A 13,860-nucleotide genomic window follows, 5' to 3' on the forward strand; every position below is an offset into this window, starting at 1 on the left:
CGGGTGTCCGGTGGCGATGGTGTACGGCCGATAGGCTCTGCGGTCGTGAACGGACCCCGTACGATCGCCGCGCCGGTGACCGGCGCCACCCGTCGCTTCTTCGGCGGCGTGGGCCTGCTCCTGCGCGGCCTCGGCCTGTACGTCCGCAGCCCGGGGTTGATGCTGCTGGGCGTGGTGCCGGCGCTGCTGTCCGCCGTGCTCTTCGTCGCCGCGTTCGCCACCCTGATCTACTTCGTGGACGAGTTGGCGGCGTGGGTGACCCCGTTCGCCGACGACTGGTCGGACACCCCGCGCAGCCTGGTACGGGTGATCGCCGGGCTGGCCTTCCTCGGGCTCGGCGGGCTGCTCACCGTGGTCGGGTTCACCGCGGTCACCCTGGTCATCGGCGACCCGTTCTACGAGAAGATCTCCGAGCGGGTGGAGGACCGCCTCGGCGGCACCCCCGGCGCGGTGGAGGTGCCGTTCGGTGCGTCGCTGCGGCGCAGCGTCGTCGACTCGCTCCGGCTGGTCGGGCTCTCGGTGCTGTTCGGCATCCCGCTGTTCCTGGCCGGGTTCATCCCGGTGGTCGGGCAGACCGTGGTGCCGGTGGTCGGCGCGGCGGTGGGCGGCTGGCTGCTCGCCGTGGAGCTGGTCGGTGCGCCGTTCTCCCGGCGCGGGCTGCGGCTGCCGGACCGGCGGGCCCGGCTGAAGGCCGACCGGGCCACCTCGCTGGGCTTCGGCGTGGCGGTCTTCCTGTGCTTCCTGATCCCGCTCGGTGCGGTGCTGGTGATGCCGGCCGCCGTCGCCGGGGCGGCGCTGCTGGCCCGCCGCTCGCTGGGCCAGCACATCGAGGAGAGCTGACCCGCAGCTGCCCGGCGGCCCGACGGCCCGGCCGGACCTGACGTCAGGGCAGGTCGCGCAGGCAGGACCAGGCGGAGGCCACCGGCCGGTAGCCGAGGCGGGTGTTGACCGCCAGCATCGGCGCGTTGGCCTCGTCGTTGGAGGTGTAGGCCGTGCGTACCCCGCGACCGGCGGCCCGGTACAGCGCGGCCTGCTTGGTCAGCCGGGCCAGCCCCCGGCCCCGGTACTCCGGCCGGGTCGCGGTGAAGTCGGACCACATCCGGTCGCCGTCCCGCTTGACCAGGCTGAGCGCGACCAGCGTGCCGTCGACCTCGGCGACCGTGCCGGCCTCCCGGTCCAGTCCCGGGTTGTCCCAGCACTCCGACCGCCACAGCGAGTAGCTGGTCGCGTCCACCGGCACGTCGCCCGGCTCGCCCACCGCGGCGGCGGCGTCGAGGAGGTGGACCTGGTACGGGTCGAGCCCGGCGAGCGGGAGCAGCCGTACCCCGGCGGGCGGCTCGGGCATCGGCGGGGCGGTGCGCAGGTCGAGCGCCGAGTAGCGCAGCTCCCTGCTCGGGGTGAACCCGTGCCGGCGGGCGTACGGCAGCGAGTCGGTCTGCACCCAGGTGCGTACCCGGCGGACCCGCAGCACGGCCAGGTGGTCCAGCGCGGCGGTGAGCAGCGCGGTGCCGATGCCCCGTCCCCGGTGCTCCGGGTGTACGTGCAGGGTGGAGACGTCCCCGAAGTCCGGCACCGAGGTGTGCGCGTTCCGGTACGCCGAGGCCCAGCCGACGATCCGGCCGTCCGCCTCGGCCACCCAGGCCGTCCAGTCCTCCTCGGGCGGCGGTTGGGCGATCATCTGCCGGGTCGACGCGACGCCCCGCACCAGGTACGGATGGACCAGCGACCGCAGCGCCACCACCCCCGGCGCGTCGTCCGGCCGGGCGGTGCGGATGCGCCACCCCGCCCCTGGCTGCCCGGTGGACCGCGCGGAGTAGTCGTGGGCGGGCGGCGATGCGGCAGCGTCAGGCATGCCCGCGAGCGTAGGCACGGGCCGGTGTCGCCGACCACGGCTTTTCCGCACCCACCCTGGTTGTTGCACTGAGTAACTTCGTTCCCGACTCGGCCGCATTTCACTCTCCGTGTTTGCTGACCCGTCCCCGCCGGGTCACCTGCGCATCCTTTGCTCTGCTGCCATGGAGGCGACAGGATTCCTACCTGCCGTTTCGCAACTGGCGCTTGGTGAGCCGTTGCGTCGGAACGGTCACGAAGGGTGTCTGTCGCGCGGAGAGCAGCAGAGCAAAGTTGCTGAGCAGGAGAAGGAGGGGGCGACCCGATATTGCTGAGAGTGACGAAATTGTCGATGTTCAACCGGCGGGTGGGGTGCTCGGAAGGGCGGGCGGCGGCGCAGCGGGTGGGGCGGGGAGGTGGCAGCGCAGCGGGCGGGCGGTGCACCGCAGCGGAGGGGAGGGGGCGCGGTCAGGCGGACTGCCTGATCACCAGCTCCGTCGGCAGCACCACCGCCCGCTCCACCTCCGCACCGTCGGCCAGGGCCAGCAGCAGCCGGGTCATCTTCCGGCCCAGCTCGACGATCGGCTGGCGCACGGTGGTCAGCGGCGGCTCGGTGTAGGCGGCCGTCTCGATGTCGTCGAAGCCGATCACCGCGACGTCCTCCGGCACCCGCCGTCCCGCCTCGTGCAGCGTCCGCAGGGCGGCGTGCGCCATCAGGTCGGAGGCGGCGAAGACCGCGTCCAGATCGGGGTACGCGGCGAGCAGCCGACGCATCGCGATGGTCCCCGACTCGCGGGTGAAGTCGCCGTACTCGATCATCTGCGGCAGGCCGGCGGCGACCACGGTGTCCCGGTAGCCGGCGAGGCGTTCGATGCCGGCGACCATGTCCTGGGGGCCGGCGATGGTGGCGATCCGACGACGGCCGTTGTCGATCAGGTAGCGGGTCGCCCTGGCGACCCCGCCGATGTGGTCCACGTCGATGTAGGGCACGTCGGCGGCGTCCAGCGGCCGGCCGCTGCACACCACCGGGATGCCGAGGCGGGCGAGCCGGCCGGGCAGCGGGTCCTCCCCGTGCAGCGAGGCGAACAGCACCCCGTCGACGTGCCGGCCGGTGGTGTAGCGGGCGACCCGGTCGTGCCCGGCGGGCGAGCCGGCCAGCATCAGCACGAGCTGCTTGTCGGCGGCCTCCAACTCCTGGGCCGCGCCCCGGATGAGCCCGGGGAAGACCTGGTCGTCGGAGAAGACCCGGGTGGCCGCCTCCGGCAGCACCAGGGCGACCGAGTCGGTCCGCTGGGTGACCAGGCTGCGGGCGGCCAGGTTCGGCACGTACCCCAGCTCGGCCACCGCCCGGCGGACCGCCTCCTGGATCGGCTCGGCGACCGTGGTGGAGCCGTTCACCACCCGGGAGACCGTCGCCCGGGACACGCCGGCCTGCCGGGCGACCGCCTCCAGGGTGGGCCGCTGTGCCGCCGTCATACCCGATACCACCGCCTCGTCACAGCCCGTTCCGGGAGATCACCTCCTGGTACCACCGGGCGCTCGACTTCGGGGTGCGCCGTTGGTTCAGATAGTCGACGTGGACGATCCCGAACCGCTTCCGATAGCCCTCGGCCCACTCGAAGTTGTCCAGCAACGACCATACGAGATAGCCGCGCAGGTCGACTCCGCGGGAGATGGCCTCGTGCGCGGCCCGCAGGTGCCCGTCCAGGTAGGCGATCCGGTCGGCGTCGTGGATCCGACCCGCCGCGTCGGCCGCCGGGCTCCTGCCGTCGTCGGGGAACGCGCCACCGTTCTCGGTGATCATCAGGGGGAGCCCCGGGTAGTCGGCGGCGATCCGCACCAGCAGCCGGGTCAGCCCGGCCGGCTCGATCTGCCAGCCCATGTCGGACACCGGCCCGGTGGCGGGCAGGAACTCCACCGCCTGCTCGGTGCCCGGGTAGGCGCTGCTGCCCGCCCCGTCCGGGCGGCCCGCGACGTAGGTGGGCGAGTAGTAGTTGATGCCGAGCAGGTCCAGCGGCGCGGCGATGATCTTCTCGTCGCCGTCCCGGACGAACGTGGGCTCCACCATCCGGGCGACGTGTTCGAGCACGTCGGCCGGGTAGCCGGCCCCGGTCAGCGGGTCCAGGAAGATCCGGTTCTGGAGGCCGTCGACGAGGCGTACCGCGGCGGCGTCGGCGGCGCTGGCCGGATCGGCAGGCGCGACGTCCGCCGGGTTGAGGGTGATCCCGACCGTCCGCGCGCCCGCCGCCCGCAGCGCCCGCGCCGCCAGCCCGTGCCCCAGCAGCAGATGGTGTACGGCCCGGAACGCCGCACCCGCGTCCTGCTCGCCGGGGGCGTGCACCCCGTTGCCGTAACCGAGGTACGCCGAGCACCACGGCTCGTTGAGCGTCGTCCAGGTGCGGATGCGGTCACCGAGCCGGGCGTGCACCGCCAGGGCGTAGTCGGCGAAGTGCTCGGCGGTCTCCCGGCTGGTCCAGCCGCCCCGGTCCTGCAACGTCTGCGGCAGGTCCCAGTGGTAGAGCGTGACGATCGGGTCGATGCCCCGGTCGAGCAGCGCGTCGGTCAACCGGTCGTAGAAGTCCAGGCCGCGCGGGTTGACCGGGCCGGTGCCGTCCGGCCTGATCCGGGGCCAGGCCACCGAGAACCGGTACGCGGCCAGCCCCAACTCGGCCATCAGCGCCACGTCGTCGGCGTACCGGTGGTAGTGGTCGCAGGCGACGTCACCGGTGTGCCCTGCGAACACCTTGCCCGGCGTACGGCTGAAGGTGTCCCAGATGGACTCGCCGCGCCCGTCGTCGCGGGCCGCACCCTCGATCTGGTACGCGGCGGTCGCCGCGCCCCACACGAAGCCCTCCGGAAATCGAACATCGTTCACGCGGCCTTCTCCTTCGTTCGCGACTGCGGGGCTCGCAAACCCGGCTCACTCCTCGCGCTCACGCCTTAACCGCACCTTCCATGATGCCGCCGATGATCTGGCGACCGAACACGACGAACACCAGCAGCAGCGGCAGCGTCGCGATCGCCGTGCCGGTGAACACCTGCGACATGTCCTGGTAGTAACCGTCGGAGAGGGCCCGCAACGACAACTGCACGGTCGGGTTCTCCGGGTCGTTGAGCACAGCGTACGGCCAGAGGAAGTCGTTCCAGGTCGTCATGAACGTGAGCAGGCCGAGGACGGCGGCGGCCGGGCGCAGCGCGGGCAGCACCACGTTCCAGTAGATCCGCAGCGTGTGGCAGCCGTCGACCCGGGCGGCCTCGATCAGTTCGGTGCTGACCGCCTGGGCCGCGTACTGGCGCATCATGAACACGCCGAACCCGGTGACCAGGGCCGGGACGATCACCGCCGGCAGCCGGTCGTTCCAGTTCAGCTTGGTCATCAGCAGGTACAGCGGGATGACCCCGAGCTGGGTGGGCACCATCATGGTGGCGATGATGACCATGAGCAACGCGTTGCGGCCCCGGAACCGCAGCTTGGCGAATGCGAACCCGGCCAGGGTGGAGAAGAGCACCACCGAGAAGGTGACGCTGACCGCGACGATCGTCGAGTTGACCAGACCGGTGAGGAAGTGCGCGTCGGGGTTGGCGAACAGCCGGGTGATGTTCGCGCCGAGGTTGCCGCCGGGGGTGAGCGGCGGCGGCACCTGGCCCATCGCGTCGCTGCTGCGGCTGGCGACCACGAACATCCAGTAGATCGGGAAGATCGACAGCAGGGCGGTGAGCGTCAGCGCCGGGTAGGTGAGCCGGCCGGCCGACCAGATGCGGTTCATCGGTCCCCCTTGCGGGCGCCGCCGCCGAGCCGGCGCAGGATCAGTACGTTGATCGCCGCGACCACCGCGATCAGGGCGAAGAGCAGCCAGGCGACGGCCGAGCCGTAGCCGAAGTTGTAGTGCGGGGCGAAGGCGTTCTCGAACATGTACATGGTCATCGTCTGGGATTCGCGCAGCGGTCCGCCCCGGATCGCGTTGGTGCCGGAGTTGAACAGCCGGGGCTCGGTGAACAGTTGCAGCCCACCGATGGTGGAGATGATCACCGCGAAGATGATCGTGGGTTTGAGTAGCGGCACGGTGATCGACCAGAACTGCCGGGCCCGGCCGGCCCCGTCGATCGAGGCGGACTCGTACAGGTCGCGGGGGATGGCCTGCATCGCGGCCAGGAAGATCAGCGCGTTGTAGCCGGTCCACCGCCAGTCGACCATGGCGGAGATGGCGGTCCAGGCGGCGAACCGGTTGGCCTTCCAGTCGATCGCGTCGACGCCGACCAGGTCCAGCAGCCAGTTGATCATGCCGAACTCGCGGCCGAAGAGCACCGCGAAGACGATCGCCACCGCCGCCGTCGAGGTGACGTTGGGCACCAGCACCGCCATCCGCCAGGTGGTCCGCGCCCGCAGCCGGCGGTTGAGCAGGTTGGCCAGCCACAGGGCGGCGAGCAGCTGCGGCACCGTGGAGAGGACGAAGATGCCGAGGGTGTTCACCACCGAGTTCCAGAAGTCGGCGTCGGCCAGCAGTTGGGTGTAGTTCTGCGCGCCCACGAAGGCCGGGTCCACCCCCAGCAGGTCCCAGTCGTGCAGCGACACCCAGAACGTGTACGCCAGCGGATACAGCCCGAAGACCGCGAAGAGCAGGAAGAACGGCGTCACGTACAGGTAGGGCGAGTACCTGACGTCGAGCCGGGCCAACCGGTGCTCCCGCTCCGGCCGTCTGCTCCGGGTCCGTACCGCCCCCGGCGGCGGACCGTCGACCTGAACAACCATCTCCCGTGCTCTTCCTCTCATGGTCCCGGCCTGCTCCACCTGCCCCCCGTCCGGGGGCGGGGCCGCGACCCCGCCCCCGGACGGCATCACTTGGCGGCGGCCTTGCGGGCGTTGGTGGTGGCGTCGGTCCAGCCCTGGGCGGGGTTGCGCTGACCCAGCTCGACGGTGCGCACGGCGTTCTCCACCTCGGTGCGGACGGCCTGGTTCTTGGGGCCCATGTAGACCGGCTTGAGGCTCTTCGCGCCGGCGGCGAAGATCTTGCCGACCGGGGCGTCGGAGAAGTACGCGTTGGTCGAGTTGACGATCGCCGGGTCGTCCAGCGCCTGCGGGGACGACGGCAGCGGCCCCTTCTCCTGGAACGCGCCGATCTGGCCCTTGGCGCTGGTCAGGAACTTGGCCAGCTCGATCGCCTCGGCCTGGTGCCGGCTCTGCTTCGGCACCGCCAGGTAGGAGCCGCCCCAGTTGCCGCCGCTGCCGGGCACCTGGGCGATGTCCCACTTGCCCTTGGCGTCCGGGCCGGCGTTGCCCTCGATCACCCCGGTCATCCAGGCCGGGCAGGCGATGGTGGCGAACTTGGCCTGCTTGAAGGCCGACACCCACTCCTCCGACCAGGCCCCGTACCGGCCGGAGAGGCCGGAGTCGATGATGTCTACGGTGGTGTCGTACGCCTGGCGTACCGCCGGGTTGCTGTCGACCACCAGCTTGTCGGCGGTGTCGTAGTAGCTGTAGCCGGTGGTGTTGCCGGCGGTCTGGAGCAGGATGGTGTTGAAGGTGTTGGTGGCGGCGTCCAGGAAGGCCGCGCCGGTGTTCTTCGCCGTGAACTGCTCGCCGACCCGCACGTAGTCCTGCCAGGTGGGCCAGAGCTTGGACACGGCCTCCCGGTCGGTGGGCAGGCCGGCGGCGGCGAAGAGGTCCTTGCGGTAGCAGATCGCCATCCCGCCGACGTCGGTGCCGAGGCCGATGAGCTGCTTGCCGTCGGCGGTCAGCCCGCCGTTCCACTTCCACTCCAGGAAGTTGCCCTTCAGGTCGGCGGCCCCGTGGTCCAGCAGGTTGACGAAGTTCTGCGGGTTGGCCTTGTACTCGACGAGCAGCCCCTCCTCGATGGCGACCACGTCACCGGCGCCCTTGCCGGCGGCGAGCCACTGGGTGAGCTTGGGGGAGTACTCGTCGAGGTTGCCGCCGGTGCCCCGTTCCACGATCTTGATGCCGGGGTGGGCGGCCTCGTACTCCCGGTAGAGCTTCTCGTAGCCGAACTGGCCGAACACGTCGACGGTCAGCGTGACCGGGCCACCGTCGGCGGCCTCGTCGTCGCCGCCGCAGGCGGTGGTGCCGAGCAGTGCGGTGGTGGCCACCAGGGCGATCGCCGTGAGGCGGCGGCGGGAAAAGACACCCATGGGTCGGGACCCCTCTCAGGTCGGGTGGTGGGGTGTGGACCTGCGTATGAGCGGGCCGCACGGGTCGTCGGCCCGGATTCGATCTCCGTGAGAGAGCGCTCTCACGACAGGGTGGTGGGTCGATCGACTCCTGTCAAGAGAGCGCTCTCTCGCGGCTGGTGGAATCCGGACACGCGAGAGCGGCCGCCCCCGGACGGGGACGGCCGCTCTCGCGGACGCGGTGCGGTAGGTCAGCCCACCCGCAGGCCCTCCAGCAGGGAACGGTCCCCCGCCACCCCCAGGGTGTCGAAGCTGACCCGGCCCCACAGCGCCAGCAGCAGATCGCTGGCCGAACCGGTGACCTGCACCCGGGCGTGGTGGTCGTCGTGCCCGAACACCGTCGCGGTGTCCAGCAGCGCCACCCCCTCACCACGCATCCGCAGGTACCAGTCCTGTGCGGCGTCGCTGGCGGTCAGGTGCACCACCCCCTGCCACTGCCCCGAACCGCTGCGCCGGCCCGCCGGCAGCCAGGTGTCCAGCACCTCGCTCACCCCGTCGGCGGCGAGCTTCGCCTCGATCGGGTCACCGGCGGCGATGGCGAGCTGGGCGTCCCACCGGTGCACCGCGGTCTCGTGCGCCATCCGCCGCAGCCAGAACCCGGCCCTCTTCGGCTGCGGCGCCCAGTTCCACGCCGGGGCCTCCGGGTCGAGCGCGTCGAACAGGGTCATCAGCTGGTCGTACTGGTGCTGCCAGAGCTGGAGCGGCGTCACCCCGGCGGGCAGGTCGACGGTGTCGTCGCGACTGGCCGGCTGCGCGGTGTCCCCGGCACCCGCGACGGAGTGCACCCAGTGGTAGAGGCCGGCCAGGTGCACGGTGAGGTCGGACACCGTCCACCCCGGGCAGGACAGCACCGGTGTCTCCGGCGGGGCCTCGGCGACGGCCGCGGCGAACGCCGGGCCGTCGACCCGGAGCGCTCCCAACCAGAAGTCCTTCGTGGCGTGCAGTCTGCTCATCGCAATCCTCCCCGGGGTGACCCGGCGACCAGTGGGTGCCGCGGCTACCCCTCAGCCTAGGGTGAAAGGCGTGTCAGACGTCTACGCCAAACCGACAACGGACGCCGAACCCGCCGATCCGGCCGCCCTGGCGGAATACACCACCCTGCGGCTCGGTGGCCCCGCCGCCCGCTGCGTGACCGCCACCAGCGCCGACGGGCTCGTCCACCGGGTCCGCGAGGCGCACCGGCGCGACGAACCGGTGCTGGTCCTCGCCGGCGGCAGCAACGTGGTCGTCGGGGACGCCGGCTTCCCCGGCACCGTCGTGCTGGTCCGGTCGCGGGGCTACGCCGTGGTCGCCGAGGACACCGACACCGTCACCGTACGGGTCGAAGCCGGCGAACCCTGGGACGACCTCGTCGCCGCCACCGTCGACAACGGCTGGTCCGGCCTGGAGTGCCTCTCCGGCATCCCCGGCTCGGCCGGCGCCACCCCCATCCAGAACGTCGGCGCGTACGGCCAGGAGGTCGCCGAACGGATCACCGGCGTCCAGGTGTACGACCGCGCCGAGGACCGGCTCACCACCGTCGCCGCCGCGGACTGCGGCTTCGCCTACCGGGGGAGCATCTTCAAGTACAGCGACCGCTGGGTGGTGCTCTCGGTCGACTTCCGGCTGGACCGCTCGCCGCTGTCCGGGCCGGTCCGCTACGCCGAACTGGCCCGCTCGCTCGGCGTCGAGGTCGGTGACCGGGTGCCGCTGGCCGCCGCCCGGGACACCGTGCTGGGCCTGCGCGCCGGCAAGGGCATGGTGCTCGACCCCGCCGACCCGGACACCTGGTCGGTCGGCTCGTTCTTCACCAACCCGGTGCTCGACCGGGCGGCGTACGACCTGCTGCGCGAGCGCGCCGCCGACATCGGCGAACCCCCGTCCTGGCCCTGCCCCGGTGACCTGGTGAAGGTCAGCGCCGCCTGGCTGATCGACAAGGCGGGCTTCGCCAAGGGCCACCCCGGGCCGGGCGGCACCGCCATCTCCGGCAAGCACACCCTGGCCCTGACCAACCACAGCGGCACCGCCCGCACCGCCGACCTGATCGCCCTCGCCCGGGAGATCCGCGACGGCGTCCACACCCGCTTCGCCGTCCCCCTCCACCCCGAACCCGTCCTCGTCAACTGCACCCTCTGACTCACCCCGCCCCCGCCCTGGGGTCAGGTGGGGGCGATGGTGGGCCAGGGGAGGGTGAGTTCGCCGTGCCGCCACCGGTGGGGGCGGTCGAGGACGGGCCACCCGTTGGACCGCAGGGTGCCGACGGCGCTCAGCCACCGTTGGCGGGGACCGAACGGGGCCAGCCCGGCGGCGGCGTGCCAGGCGTCGTCCAGGGCGTGCAGCAGGGCGTGGATGCGTTCACCCGGCACGTTGCGGTGGATCAGCGCCTTCGGCAGGCGCTCGGCCAACCGGGCCGGGCTCTCCAGCGTGGTCAGTTTGGCGGCCAGGGTCAGCGTCCGGGGGCCGGTGGAGTCGATCAGCAGCCAGCCGGCCAGCCGGCCCGGTTCGTCACAGGTGCCCTCGACCAGCACCCCGCCCGGGGCGAGCCGGTCGATGACCGTCCGCCAGGCGTCGGCGACCTCGCTCTCGTCGTACTGGCGGAGCACGTTGAACGCCCGGACCACGGTGGGCCGCAACCCGGCCAGTTCGAAGCCGCCCCGGGCGAACGTCAACCCCGGCGGGTCGGCGGCCGGCGCGGCGGCGGCCACCCGTACCGGATCGATCTCCAGCCCGACCACCCGGACGTCGGCGCGGACCCGGGCGGCCAGCCGGTCCCGCAGCTCGACGGCGGTGACCGGGGTGGCCCCGTAACCGAGGTCCACCACCAGCGGGTCGGCGGCGGCCCGTAACCGGTCGCCGCAGGTCCCGACGATCCAGTTGTCGACCCGGCGGAGCCGGTTCGGGTTCGTCGTCCCCCGGGTCACCACCCCCACCGGTCGTTGCCGGCCCCGGTCAGCCATCCCGGGTCACTGCCCGACCCGGTGCACCTTGTGCTGGGCGGCCTGGGCCAGCGGGCGGACCACCAGACGGTCCACGTTGACGTGGTGCGGGAGGGTGGCGCACCAGGCGACGCACTCGGCGACGTCGGCGGCCACCAGGGGCTGCGCCACCCCGGCGTAGGTGGCGTCGGCCTTCGTCGCGTCCCCGCCGAAGCGGTTCAGGCTGAACTCCTCCGTCCGGACCATCCCGGGGTCGATCTCGACCACCCGGACGGGCCGGCCGCACAACTCCAACCGGAGGGTGCCCGCCACGGCGGTCTGCGCGTGCTTGGCCGCGCTGTACCCGCCGCCACCCTCGTACACGGTGAAACCGGCGGTGGACGAGACCACCACGACGGTCCCGGCGCCGGAGCGCTCCAGGGCCGGCAGCAGGGCCTGGGTGACCCGCAGCGTGCCGAGCACGTTCACGTCGTACATCCACTGCCAGTCGGCGACCGAGCCGGTCTCCACCGGGTCCAGCCCTCGCGCCCCACCGGCGTTGTTGACCAGGACGGTGACCGGGCCGGGGGCGTCGGCGGCGGCGCGGGCGAGCCCGGCCACCGACTCGTCCGAGGTGACGTCGCAGGCCACGGCGGTGGCGCTGCCGCCGGCCGCCGCGATCTCGGCGACCAGACCGGCGAGCCGGTCGGTGCGGCGGGCGGCGGCGAGCACGTGGAAACCCTCGGCGGCGAGCCGGCGGGCGGTGGCCGCGCCGATCCCGCTGGACGCCCCGGTGACGATCGCGACAGAGGTCATCAGGCCATTCTCACCCCGCCGGCACGACCGGCCGTTCCGGGTCCCGTGATGAGGTCCGTCACGCCCACGGCCCGGGGCGAGGCATTTCCGAAGCCCGATGGGGAAGATTGCATCCGGCGTGAAGGTTGTCCGAGGAGCGCCGGTCGTGCGGAACGGCATCAACCGTGACAGAGGGAGCGGACGTGGCGGATCAGCACACCGGTGTCGGTCGTCAGCGAGGTGCCCTGCCGTGGCCCCGGCCCCGCCGGATCGCCACCCTGTCGGTGCACACCTCGCCGTTGCACCAGCCGGGCACCGGCGACGCGGGTGGCATGAACGTCTACATCCTGGAGGTCGCCCGGCGGCTCGCCGAGGCGAACGTCGAGGTGGAGATCTTCACCCGGGCCACCTCCGGTGACCTGCCCCCGGTCGTGGAGATGGCCCCCGGGGTGCACGTCAGGCACGTCACCTCCGGCCCGCTGGAGGGGCTGACCAAGGAGGAACTGCCCGGTCAGCTCTGTGCCTTCACCGCCGGGGTGCTGCGGGCCGAGGCGGCCCGCCCACCGGGCCACTACGACCTGATCCACTCGCACTACTGGCTCTCCGGCCAGGTCGGCTGGCTGGCCAAGGAGCGCTGGGGGGTGCCGCTGGTGCACACCGCGCACACCCTGGCGAAGGTGAAGAACGCCCAGCTCGCCGCCGGTGACCGGCCGGAGCCGAAGGCCCGGGTGATCGGCGAGGAGCAGGTGGTCGCCGAGGCCGACCGGCTGGTCGCGAACACCCGGGCGGAGGCCACCGACCTGATCGACAGGTACGCCGCCGACCCGGCCCGGGTGGCGGTCGTCGAGCCGGGGGTGGACCTGGCGCGGTTCCGGCCCGCCGTCGGGGACCGGGAGGTCGCCACCCGCGCCGCCCGTCGCCGGCTGGGCCTGCCCACCGACGGGTACGTCGTCGCGTTCGTCGGCCGGATCCAGCCGTTGAAGGCTCCCGACGTGCTGGTCCGCGCGGTCGCCGCGTTGCGGGAACGCGAGCCGGCCCTCGCCGACCAGGTGACCGTGGTGATCTGTGGCGGCCCGAGTGGCAGCGGCCTGGACCGGCCCACCTCCCTGATCGAGCTGGCCGGTTCGCTGGGGGTCGCCGACCGGGTGCGTTTCCTGCCGCCGCGTACCGGGGACGACCTGCCCGCCCTCTACCGGGCCGCCGACCTGGTGGCGGTGCCCTCGCACAACGAGTCGTTCGGGCTGGTGGCGCTGGAGGCGCAGGCATGCGGCACGCCGGTGGTCGCCGCCGCCGTGGGCGGCCTGGTCACCGCCGTGCGGGACCAGGCCAGCGGCGTGCTCGTGCACGGCCACGACCCGACCGACTGGGCCCGTACGCTGGCCCGGCTGCTGCCCGACCGGGCCGGTCGGGAGGCGCTTGGTCGGGGGGCCGCCCGGCACGCCCGCAGCTTCTCCTGGGAACGCACCGTCTCCGGGCTGCTCACCGTCTACGGCGAGGCGGTCACCGGGCACCGGGAGCGGCTGGCGGCCCGGCTGGCCGACGGTCCGGCACTCACCGGCTCCTGGTGACCGGGTGCCCCGCCCCTCGTCGCCGGGTGGGGCGGCCACGGCGGCCGTAGAGTGGGTCCGATGAGCGCGAAGAGCGAGCTGGCGGCCCTGATTGAGGCGGTCTGCACCGAACGGGAACTGGACTGGGAGGCCACCGGCGAGGGCTCGTACGCGGTCACCCTGCCCGGCACCCACAAGCTGAAGACGATCTGCAACCTGATCGTCGGCGAGCACGCGCTGCGGGTCGAGGCGTTCGTGATGCGCCAGCCCGACGAGCGGCGCGAGGAGCTGTGGGCGTGGCTGCTGCAACGCAACGCCCGGATGTACGGGGTGGCGTTCTCGATCGACGCGGTCGGCGACGTCTACCTCACCGGGCGGGTCAACCCGTCCGCCGTCGACGCCGACGAGTTGGACCGGCTGCTCGGCGCGGTGCTCAGCTACGCCGACGAGTCCTTCGACACCATGCTGGAGATCGGGTTCGGCAGTTCCATCCGCCGGGAGTGGGAGTGGCGGGTCAAGCGGGGCGAGTCGACCGCGAACCTGGCCGCCTTCGCGCACCTGTTCACCCCGTCCGCCGGAGGTTCGGACCGGTCCTGACGGGTATGCCGCAG

At 72.6% G+C, this 13,860-nt stretch carries 13 protein-coding genes; 4 read left to right on the top strand and 9 right to left on the bottom strand.

Features of this window, described 5'->3' with window-relative positions; translation table 11 throughout:
- Nucleotides 1–45: 45 nt before the first annotated feature.
- Nucleotides 46–840, top strand: coding sequence for an EI24 domain-containing protein (locus ACN260_RS01740; protein ID WP_422754440.1), 795 nt, complete (start codon nucleotides 46–48; stop codon nucleotides 838–840).
- Between the two features lie 43 nt (nucleotides 841–883).
- On the opposite strand, the gene ACN260_RS01745 is transcribed toward ACN260_RS01740, so the two are convergent.
- The 7 genes from ACN260_RS01745 to ACN260_RS01775 all read right to left on the bottom strand — a co-directional run bounded on the left by ACN260_RS01745 (nucleotide 884) and on the right by ACN260_RS01775 (nucleotide 8,966).
- Entirely contained in the window at nucleotides 884–1,852 is a 969-nt protein-coding gene (locus ACN260_RS01745; RefSeq protein ID WP_422754441.1) for a GNAT family N-acetyltransferase, read from the bottom strand.
- A 446-nt stretch (nucleotides 1,853–2,298) separates the two neighbouring features.
- Nucleotides 2,299–3,306, bottom strand: a complete 1,008-nt coding sequence (locus tag ACN260_RS01750; protein ID WP_363650746.1) for a LacI family DNA-binding transcriptional regulator — start codon at nucleotides 3,304–3,306, stop codon at nucleotides 2,299–2,301.
- A gap of 19 nt (nucleotides 3,307–3,325) precedes the next feature.
- Nucleotides 3,326–4,705 carry a GH1 family beta-glucosidase gene (locus ACN260_RS01755; protein ID WP_422754442.1) on the bottom strand — a complete coding sequence of 460 codons (1,380 nt, stop codon included), beginning with the start codon at nucleotides 4,703–4,705 and terminating at the stop codon, nucleotides 3,326–3,328.
- A 58-nt stretch (nucleotides 4,706–4,763) separates the two neighbouring features.
- The gene (locus tag ACN260_RS01760) at nucleotides 4,764–5,597 is read right to left on the bottom strand and encodes a carbohydrate ABC transporter permease (protein ID WP_422754443.1); all 834 of its coding nucleotides are present in this window, start codon (nucleotides 5,595–5,597) and stop codon (nucleotides 4,764–4,766) included.
- A complete protein-coding gene (locus ACN260_RS01765; RefSeq protein WP_422754444.1) occupies nucleotides 5,594–6,580 on the bottom strand; it encodes a carbohydrate ABC transporter permease in 987 nt (328 codons plus the stop codon). Before ACN260_RS01765 ends, ACN260_RS01760 begins: the two co-directional genes overlap by 4 nt.
- Before the next feature lie 86 nt (nucleotides 6,581–6,666).
- Nucleotides 6,667–7,974 carry an ABC transporter substrate-binding protein gene (locus ACN260_RS01770; RefSeq protein ID WP_422754445.1) on the bottom strand — a complete coding sequence of 436 codons (1,308 nt, stop codon included), beginning with the start codon at nucleotides 7,972–7,974 and terminating at the stop codon, nucleotides 6,667–6,669.
- A 230-nt stretch (nucleotides 7,975–8,204) separates the two neighbouring features.
- Nucleotides 8,205–8,966: a maleylpyruvate isomerase family mycothiol-dependent enzyme gene (locus ACN260_RS01775; RefSeq protein ID WP_422754446.1), complete on the bottom strand. Its 762-nt coding sequence runs from the start codon at nucleotides 8,964–8,966 to the stop codon at nucleotides 8,205–8,207.
- A 70-nt stretch (nucleotides 8,967–9,036) separates the two neighbouring features.
- On the opposite strand from ACN260_RS01775, the gene ACN260_RS01780 reads away from it, so the two are divergent.
- A complete protein-coding gene (locus tag ACN260_RS01780; protein WP_422754447.1) occupies nucleotides 9,037–10,128 on the top strand; it encodes a UDP-N-acetylmuramate dehydrogenase in 1,092 nt (363 codons plus the stop codon).
- 23 nt (nucleotides 10,129–10,151) lie between these two features.
- Here ACN260_RS01780 and ACN260_RS01785 read toward each other — a convergent pair whose 3' ends face one another.
- On the bottom strand, nucleotides 10,152–10,949 hold the full coding sequence (locus ACN260_RS01785) for a class I SAM-dependent methyltransferase (protein WP_422754448.1): 798 nt from the start codon (nucleotides 10,947–10,949) through the stop codon (nucleotides 10,152–10,154).
- Between the two features lie 6 nt (nucleotides 10,950–10,955).
- A complete protein-coding gene (locus ACN260_RS01790) occupies nucleotides 10,956–11,723 on the bottom strand; it encodes an SDR family oxidoreductase (protein ID WP_422754449.1) in 768 nt (255 codons plus the stop codon).
- A 182-nt stretch (nucleotides 11,724–11,905) separates the two neighbouring features.
- On the opposite strand from ACN260_RS01790, the gene mshA reads away from it, so the two are divergent.
- Both mshA and ACN260_RS01800 read left to right on the top strand, forming a co-directional pair.
- Nucleotides 11,906–13,270, top strand: coding sequence for a D-inositol-3-phosphate glycosyltransferase (gene mshA / locus ACN260_RS01795; RefSeq protein WP_422754450.1), 1,365 nt, complete (start codon nucleotides 11,906–11,908; stop codon nucleotides 13,268–13,270).
- Nucleotides 13,271–13,330: 60 nt separating this feature from the next.
- On the top strand, nucleotides 13,331–13,846 hold the full coding sequence (locus ACN260_RS01800) for a YbjN domain-containing protein (protein WP_088646095.1): 516 nt from the start codon (nucleotides 13,331–13,333) through the stop codon (nucleotides 13,844–13,846).
- Nucleotides 13,847–13,860 lie beyond the last annotated feature (14 nt).

It is taken from the genome of Micromonospora sp. WMMD708 (assembly GCF_049315245.1).
In the GTDB taxonomy this organism is placed as follows: domain Bacteria; phylum Actinomycetota; class Actinomycetes; order Mycobacteriales; family Micromonosporaceae; genus Micromonospora; species Micromonospora wenchangensis.

Bases quoted from the DNA above. Each gene is read 5' to 3' on its own strand.
- ACN260_RS01800 (WP_088646095.1), top strand. From the start codon at position 13,331: ATGAGCGCGAAGAGCGAGCTGGCGGCCCTGATTGAGGCGGTCTGCACC.
- ACN260_RS01745 (WP_422754441.1), bottom strand. From the start codon at position 1,852: ATGCCTGACGCTGCCGCATCGCCGCCCGCCCACGACTACTCCGCGCGG.
- ACN260_RS01750 (WP_363650746.1), bottom strand. From the start codon at position 3,306: ATGACGGCGGCACAGCGGCCCACCCTGGAGGCGGTCGCCCGGCAGGCC.
- ACN260_RS01760 (WP_422754443.1), bottom strand. From the start codon at position 5,597: ATGAACCGCATCTGGTCGGCCGGCCGGCTCACCTACCCGGCGCTGACG.
- ACN260_RS01785 (WP_422754448.1), bottom strand. From the start codon at position 10,949: ATGGCTGACCGGGGCCGGCAACGACCGGTGGGGGTGGTGACCCGGGGG.
- ACN260_RS01770 (WP_422754445.1), bottom strand. From the start codon at position 7,974: ATGGGTGTCTTTTCCCGCCGCCGCCTCACGGCGATCGCCCTGGTGGCC.
- ACN260_RS01775 (WP_422754446.1), bottom strand. From the start codon at position 8,966: ATGAGCAGACTGCACGCCACGAAGGACTTCTGGTTGGGAGCGCTCCGG.
- ACN260_RS01790 (WP_422754449.1), bottom strand. From the start codon at position 11,723: ATGACCTCTGTCGCGATCGTCACCGGGGCGTCCAGCGGGATCGGCGCG.
- ACN260_RS01765 (WP_422754444.1), bottom strand. From the start codon at position 6,580: ATGGTTGTTCAGGTCGACGGTCCGCCGCCGGGGGCGGTACGGACCCGG.